General features: G+C 51.1%; 3 protein-coding genes. All 3 read right to left on the minus strand.

Annotated features, from left to right (window positions below):
* Window positions 1-2,124: SusC/RagA family TonB-linked outer membrane protein (locus ACJ751_RS25780; RefSeq protein WP_407748412.1), on the minus strand; the 2,124-nt coding region annotated here is incomplete at its 3' end.
* A 34-nt stretch (window positions 2,125-2,158) separates the two neighbouring features.
* Window positions 2,159-3,907: a RagB/SusD family nutrient uptake outer membrane protein gene (locus ACJ751_RS25785; RefSeq protein WP_407748413.1), complete on the minus strand. Its 1,749-nt coding sequence runs from the start codon at window positions 3,905-3,907 to the stop codon at window positions 2,159-2,161.
* A 5-nt stretch (window positions 3,908-3,912) separates the two neighbouring features.
* A complete protein-coding gene (locus ACJ751_RS25790; protein ID WP_407748414.1) occupies window positions 3,913-6,567 on the minus strand; it encodes a SusC/RagA family TonB-linked outer membrane protein in 2,655 nt (884 codons plus the stop codon).
* Between the last annotated feature and the right edge of the window lie 187 nt (window positions 6,568-6,754).

Here is a 6,754-nt window from a genome sequence, read left to right on the forward strand (position 1 = left end):
AAAACCCGCATCAAATTTCCTTGCCTTTTCCCAGGTAACATTATTATTACCCAGCGCGCCTTCGTAAATAGTACCGGCGCCCTGGTTGGTTTGTCCAAAGCTATAGCCCCCGCCGGTATTATAGACCTGGTTATAGAGATACTGATTGCCGGGCGCTACATCTGATCCCACCAACCCATAGGTAGCCCGCAATTTAAACAGACTTACAGCCGGTAACGCGTCGTTGAAAAATGCTTCTTTGGCCATGTTCCAACCCACCCCTACTGCGGGGAAGAAACCGTTGCGCTTGTTGGCCTGAAAACGGTCAGACCCATTGAAGGCGCCGTTAAAATCGATCAGGTATTTTTGTTTGTAGTCGTACCCTACCTTCAGCGAATAACCGCGGTATTTATGCGGCACCTGTCCTACCACCGGTAAAAAGCCGGTATTATCTACATCAACGCGGTAACTTTCCTGGTTCCATAACAACAATCCTGAAAAATGGTGGTCGGTGTTGAACACGCGGTCATAGTTCAGATAGATCTGCACATTGGTGCGCTGGTTGTCGAGGTCGGTGTTGCCCAGCGTTCTGTAGGTAGCATAGGTATACCCGCCGGTGCTTACGCCTGTATTCAGGTGATAGCTTTCATCGCGCGGATCGTAATGATAGCTGGGCGGAAAACCTCTGAATAAGGTAAGGTTGTTCTGTTCCACACTGGCATAGGCTACGCGGCCAGTGAGCGACAGGCCACGGGTAAGATCATCGAGCTTTTCGGTAAAACCCAACAGCACGTTATAATCTGTACGGCGATCGCGGCTATACCCCTGCGAGGCCAGTTGCGCGTTGATGGTAGGCAACTGGTTTTGCGTATCGTAGGCATACGCCCAGCTGCCATTTGGATTGATAAAGGGCGCCGAATAGGGATGTATTTTAGCGAAGTCATAAATATTGCCGATCACATTCATGGCATAGGGCTGGTTGATGTCGCCAAAACGTACCGTAGCATCGAGCCGCACGCTGAGGTTTTTGGTGGCCTGGATATCCAGGTTGGAACGCACGTTGTAACGCTTGTAGAAATAGTTGCTGTTCACCCCATCTGCATTGGATGAAAAATTCCGTACGCTGCCATTTTGCGTAAAGGCGCCGCCCGAAATAAAATATTTGATGGTATTGGTGCCACCCGAAATATCCAGGTTGCTATTGGCCTGCATGGAATAAGGCTTGTTGATGGCCTTGTACCAGTTCACATTGGGATGACCGTAGGGATCGTTGCCGCTTTCAAATGCATCGAGATCGGTTTGGTTGAAGACAGGTTTCAATCCATCGTTGGTGTTTGCCTCGTTCACCAGTTGCGCCGTATGAAAGGCATCCAGGAACTTCGGCGTTCTTACCGGCGCCTGGGCGCCGCCTTCCAGCCGTACATTGAATTTGGGTCTGCCTGCGGCGCCCCGGCGCGTGGTAACTACCAGCACGCCATTGGCGCCTTTTATGCCATAGATAGCCGTGGTGCTGGCATCTTTTAAGATAGAAATGTTTTCTATTTCATTTACGTTTATCTGTGCCAGTTGCTGATAGGTATATTGAATATCATCCACCACAATCAGCGGCTGGTTACCATCGGGGTTCAATGAACTTACCCCGCGGATAAAATAATCGGAGGCATCTTTACCGGGCTGGCCCGAACGCTGCTGCGTAAAAAAGCCGGGCAGTTTACCGGCCAGTGCATTCTGTACACTGGAAGTGGGGATGTCGCGGATTTCAGCGGCGTTGATGGAACTTACAGCGCCGGTATTGGTAATACGTTTCTTTTTACCAAAACCCACCACCACCAGTTCTTCCATACCCTGGATGGAGGGCTGCATGACCACTTCTACCTCGTTATCTTTTTTAACACTCACTTCCTGTTGCTGGTAATTCAGGTAGGAAATAATCAATACGCCGGACGTTCCGCGTAATTTGATCCGGAAGTGGCCACGGTTATCTGCCGCCACCGCGTTTTGCGGTTCCTTCTTTTCGGTAATGGTAGCTCCGGCTAATGGCCCGTTGGCGTCTTTTATTATACCCGTTACCACTTTATCCTGGGCAAACAAAAAGCCGGGGAGCAGGAGAACAGCTGCTGAAAAAAGAACGAAGAGCTTGTTCATATAAAAAAGTTAGTTTGTTAGTATTGGTTTGTATTTACCACAGCGGATTTTGTTGCATTTGGCTGTTCTTGATCACTTCACTGTATGGAATGGGATACAGGTACATTTGCGGATCGCGGAACACCGTTTTTAACACCTGGATGGGATTGTAAAAAAGCTGGCCGCTGCTGCTCAGCTGCAGATCGAGGCCCCGCAACGGCGCTTCGTTATATACCTGTGCGGCTATTTTCCAGCGCCGGAGATCCCAATACCGTTGTTCTTCAAACGCCATTTCTACCCGCCGTTCATTGCGGATAAACGTGCGCATCGTTTGCTGGTTCATGCCTTGTGGCACGCCATACGTATTACTGGCATCGGTTAAAATGCCTGCTCTTTTCCTGAGTGCGTATAATACGTTATATACTTCCGTAGATGGACCGGAAAACTCATTGAGCGCTTCTGCATAATTCAACAAAACGCCCGCATAGCGGTAATACACCCAGTCGTGGTAGGTACCGGAATAGGAAGGCGGGTTGTTGCTCACGCTTTCAAACGCCCCCATGAACTTGCGCAGGTAGTACGAGGTTTTTGTTTGCTGCACCGTACCGCCTGGTTTGTCGAGCCCGTTGTTATAGGTTTGAACCGACCGGTTCAACCATAAGGAGCCATTGTGAAATATCGTCAGTGCGAACCGGGGGTCACGGTGTGCATAGGGATCATTCGCATTAAAGTGTGCTGCGGGATCGGTGATGGCATACCCTGAATCGGAACCAAAGGCATCGACCAGGTTTTGGGTTGGACTGGTAGCGCCGTTGCCGCCGGCAGACGTATAACCAACCGGTGCATTCGACTGTTCTACCCTGTTGTCTGGCGTACCCACCTGCATCCAGCAGATGATCTCGGTATTGGGTCCCACAGGCGCTGCCTGGGTTACGAATACGTCGTTGAAATTGGGCATTAGTTTATAGGCGCCGCCATCGATGATGGCTTTGGCGGCATCGGCGGCCAGCTTCCAGCGATTGACATCATAACCGGGATAACCGGTGAGCGCATTGCCTGCGTCGATATTGCCGCCGTTAAACAACGGACTGGCCGCATACAACAACACTTCCGCTTTCAACGCCATGGCGGCCCCTTGCGTAATGCGGCCATAGGTATTGGGGGTAACCATGGCGGCTGTACGCAGACTGTCCTTTATATTATCGCATTCACTTACTATATAATTTATACAGTCGCTAAAGCTGGCGCGCGGTAACTGGATATTATCTGTTATTTGCCGGATGGAATCGCCCAACAGGGGAACGCCCCCATATCGCTTTACCAGTTGAAAATACAACCAGGCCCTTAAAAAGCGGGCTTCGCTGCGATAGGCGGCACGGGCGGGCTGGCCGTTGGGCAGCTTTTCGATCATGGGCACGCGGTTTATATTCACAATAAACACGGTGGCATTGCGGATGGCCGTATAGCTGCGCGTCCAGTTATCATCTGCATTGGAGAGCGTAGCTGAATAAGCGCCGGTGGCGATGGCCTGCACCGCAGGAATGCCGGAGGCAGAGGCCACGGCATCATCACTCGCCGCATCGAGGTAATTGCCGCCGATCCGGTTATGACCGTTATAAAAAGCCTGCTGATAGGTAGTGAGCAAATACGTCATGGCCTGTACGCCCAGCGAATCGCGGGGATCAAACGCCAGGTCGGATGTTATTTGCTGCCCCAGCGGCACCGTCTCATACGCCTTGCGACAAGCGCTGAACACGCCGCCAACCAAACACAGTACAATGGTTATATAAAGAAGTTGCTTCATGGTGTTTACAGTTTTACAGTGATGCCGGTATTGATAACTTTTTGCATGGGATAACTGGGGAACGGCACTTCCGGATCAATGCCCTTATAAGCGGCATGCGTGAACAGGTTCTGGGCATTGGCAAAGATCTTTACGCCGCGCAGCTTTAGCTTTCGCATCCAGCTGTAGGGAAGGTTGTAGCCCAACTCTACATTCTTTATGCGGATATAGTTACCATTGCGAAGAAAGAACGAACTCGATTGAAACAGCGGTGCATAGTTATAACCATTACCTCCTGCAGTCAACCGGGGGTACATGGCCGTTGTAGCTGTTTCAGGGATCCAGCGGCCCAGCGCCTGTTCATAGGCCTGCGAATAACCGTTGTTCTGTCCCTGGAAACCGGCATCGAGGGCGTTACTGCCCACATAATTTTCGCGGTGGGCCACCCCCTGCAACAGAATGCCTGCTTCTATCCCTTTATAGTTGATGCCAGCCGTGAGGCCATAATAGATCATTGGCCGCTCCTTCCCTATGGGCGCTACATCAAACTGGTCGATCACCTGGTCGTTGTTGAGGTCTTTGTACCTGACATCACCGGCATGGGGCGTATAGCCTGCAATGGTAGGCGCGGCGGCGGCTTCGGCGCCTGTTTGTAACAAGCCGTCGGCAATCAATCCATATCGCTGCCCAACAGGATGACCGGTATGTACATTCCAGGGATACGCCTGGTATTGTTCATCCATAAAGATCACTTTCGATTGTTGCAGGGAGGCGTTGCCGGTAACAAAATAATTGAGGCTGCTGATGTGGTCCTGGTACGTAAGGGATAATTCACCCCCCTCGTACAGATCGATCCCGATATTTTCTACGGGGTAAGCAGAGCCGATCAATGCAATGCTGCGGCCCCGCGTTTGCATTACATCAAAATAGCGTTCGTGGTAATAGTCTGCCGTTACCAACAGGCGGCTGTTAAAGAAAGCCATGTCAACGCCTGCATTCAGTTTATCGGCCTTTTCCCAGGTGGCATTGATGTTGGCGAGCACCTGGCTGCCGGGAACACCCTGTTCACCCAAACCAGCGCCATTGGGATAATTGCTGCCAATGGGATACGTACCTGCTACCTGCGTATAATGCTGGCGCCAGACATAATAACCATAATTGTCTACGTTGGCATTACCGGTGCGGCCATATGTAACGCGCCATTTCAGTTGATTGAGCCAAGGGGAGGCAGCTTGCATCCAGTTTTCCTTTGCCATGTTCCAGCCTACGCCACCGGCATAAAAAAGACCGTACTGGTTACCGGGTGCATACCGGTTGTAGCCGCTGTAGTTGAGCGCGCCTTCTATAAAGTATTTTTCTGCATAATTATAATTGGCCTTTGCGGCATAATTGGTCAGCTCCGAAGGGATATCGTAGTTCAGCAACACATTCTTTTGATCGAACAACAACTGGGCGCCCACCGTATGATCGCCAAACTGCCGGTTATAGCCGGTTGACAACTGCACAAAGCGATATCGCGCCCAGGTGGTGTTGGTGAAATTGTTTACCTGGTTTACCGTACTGCCATACCGATGATAGGCCGTATCGCCGGTGGTGGAGATGGATCGCGAAAACACCGGCGCCTGTTTGCTGCGGTCCTGGTTGCTGGCTTCCTGTACACTCACATTGCCTTTTGCTTTTGCCCACCAGCCCTTTACCCAGCTGTCGAGTTTGTAATTCAGATCGAGGTTAACCAGCACGTCGTGCACATGATCGGCCATATACCCCGAAGCAATGGTTTGCGCCAGCAGGTTCTGGTTATAATTGGCCGTGCCGCCAAATGATTTATTAGGATTGTAAATGGGATACGCATTGTTGGGCGTGGTTAACAAACCCTGTAAAATGGCAGCCGTAGTGGCGCCGGGCTGGGTGCCATCCTGCAAACGGCCGAACACCTGTAACTGCGCATTGAAATTCCTGTTCACGTCCACATCGATCCGCGAATTGATCGTATACCGTTTCAACTGCGCATTTGTGTTATAGGAGTTGGCATCGTCTGTTACAAACAGCCCGTTCTGGTTCATATAATTCAACCCTACCATGTACCGGGCAGTATTACCACCGCCGGTTATATGGAGGTTATACCGGTTAATGCTGGAATGATCGCGTAAAATGGTCTTGTACCAGTTCACATCCGGATGGCCTGCAGGATCGCTTTGATCGCGATAAGCAGCAAAATCGGCCGCGCTGTAGGCAGGCGTTTTATTGTCGTTCAACAAGGCTTCATTAAGCAGATAGGCATATTGGTAAGCGGGCAATGGTTTTGGCAAATGTAAAGGCGTTTGTACCCCCGTTTCTGCGGTAAATGCTACGCGCGGCGGACCGGCCACCGGTTGTTTGGTGGTTACTATCAACGCGCCGCGGGCGCTGTTCTGGCCCAGTAAAATGGTCGATAACGCATCTTTTAACACACTCACCGAGCCAATACTTTCGGGGTCTAACGAATACAACTCGCGCTGCACGCCGTCGATTACTACGATGGGCGATTGCCCGGCACTGGCATTGTGCCCTCTGAGCTGAATATTGAATTCGGTATTATCAGTAGGGCCCGCGCCGCTGGTATTGTTGGGAATGTTCCCTACAAAGATGTCGCGGCTGGTAAGGCTGCCCGTTAGCGGCGTATAAAAGCCACTGGTCTGCATCACATTCAACCCGGCCAACCGCCCGGGCAATGCATAAGTATAAGAGGAGGCGGGTGTGGTGGCCAACTGATTCACTCCTATTGTAGCAATAGAACCTAAAAATGAACTGGCATTGGTTTGGCCATACAGCACCTGCCAATCGGGCGCTGCTTTATTTGGAATATAGATCGTATCCCCCGCGGGTAAG

Origin of the sequence: Niastella sp. (assembly GCF_045805085.1) — a bacterium.
Taxonomy (GTDB): domain Bacteria; phylum Bacteroidota; class Bacteroidia; order Chitinophagales; family Chitinophagaceae; genus Niastella.

Excerpts from the sequence above, each read along its gene's own strand:
- ACJ751_RS25785 (WP_407748413.1), bottom strand. The coding sequence starts at position 3,907 with ATGAAGCAACTTCTTTATATAACCATTGTACTGTGTTTGGTTGGCGGC.
- ACJ751_RS25790 (WP_407748414.1), bottom strand. The coding sequence starts at position 6,567 with ATGCAGACCAGTGGCTTTTATACGCCGCTAACGGGCAGCCTTACCAGC.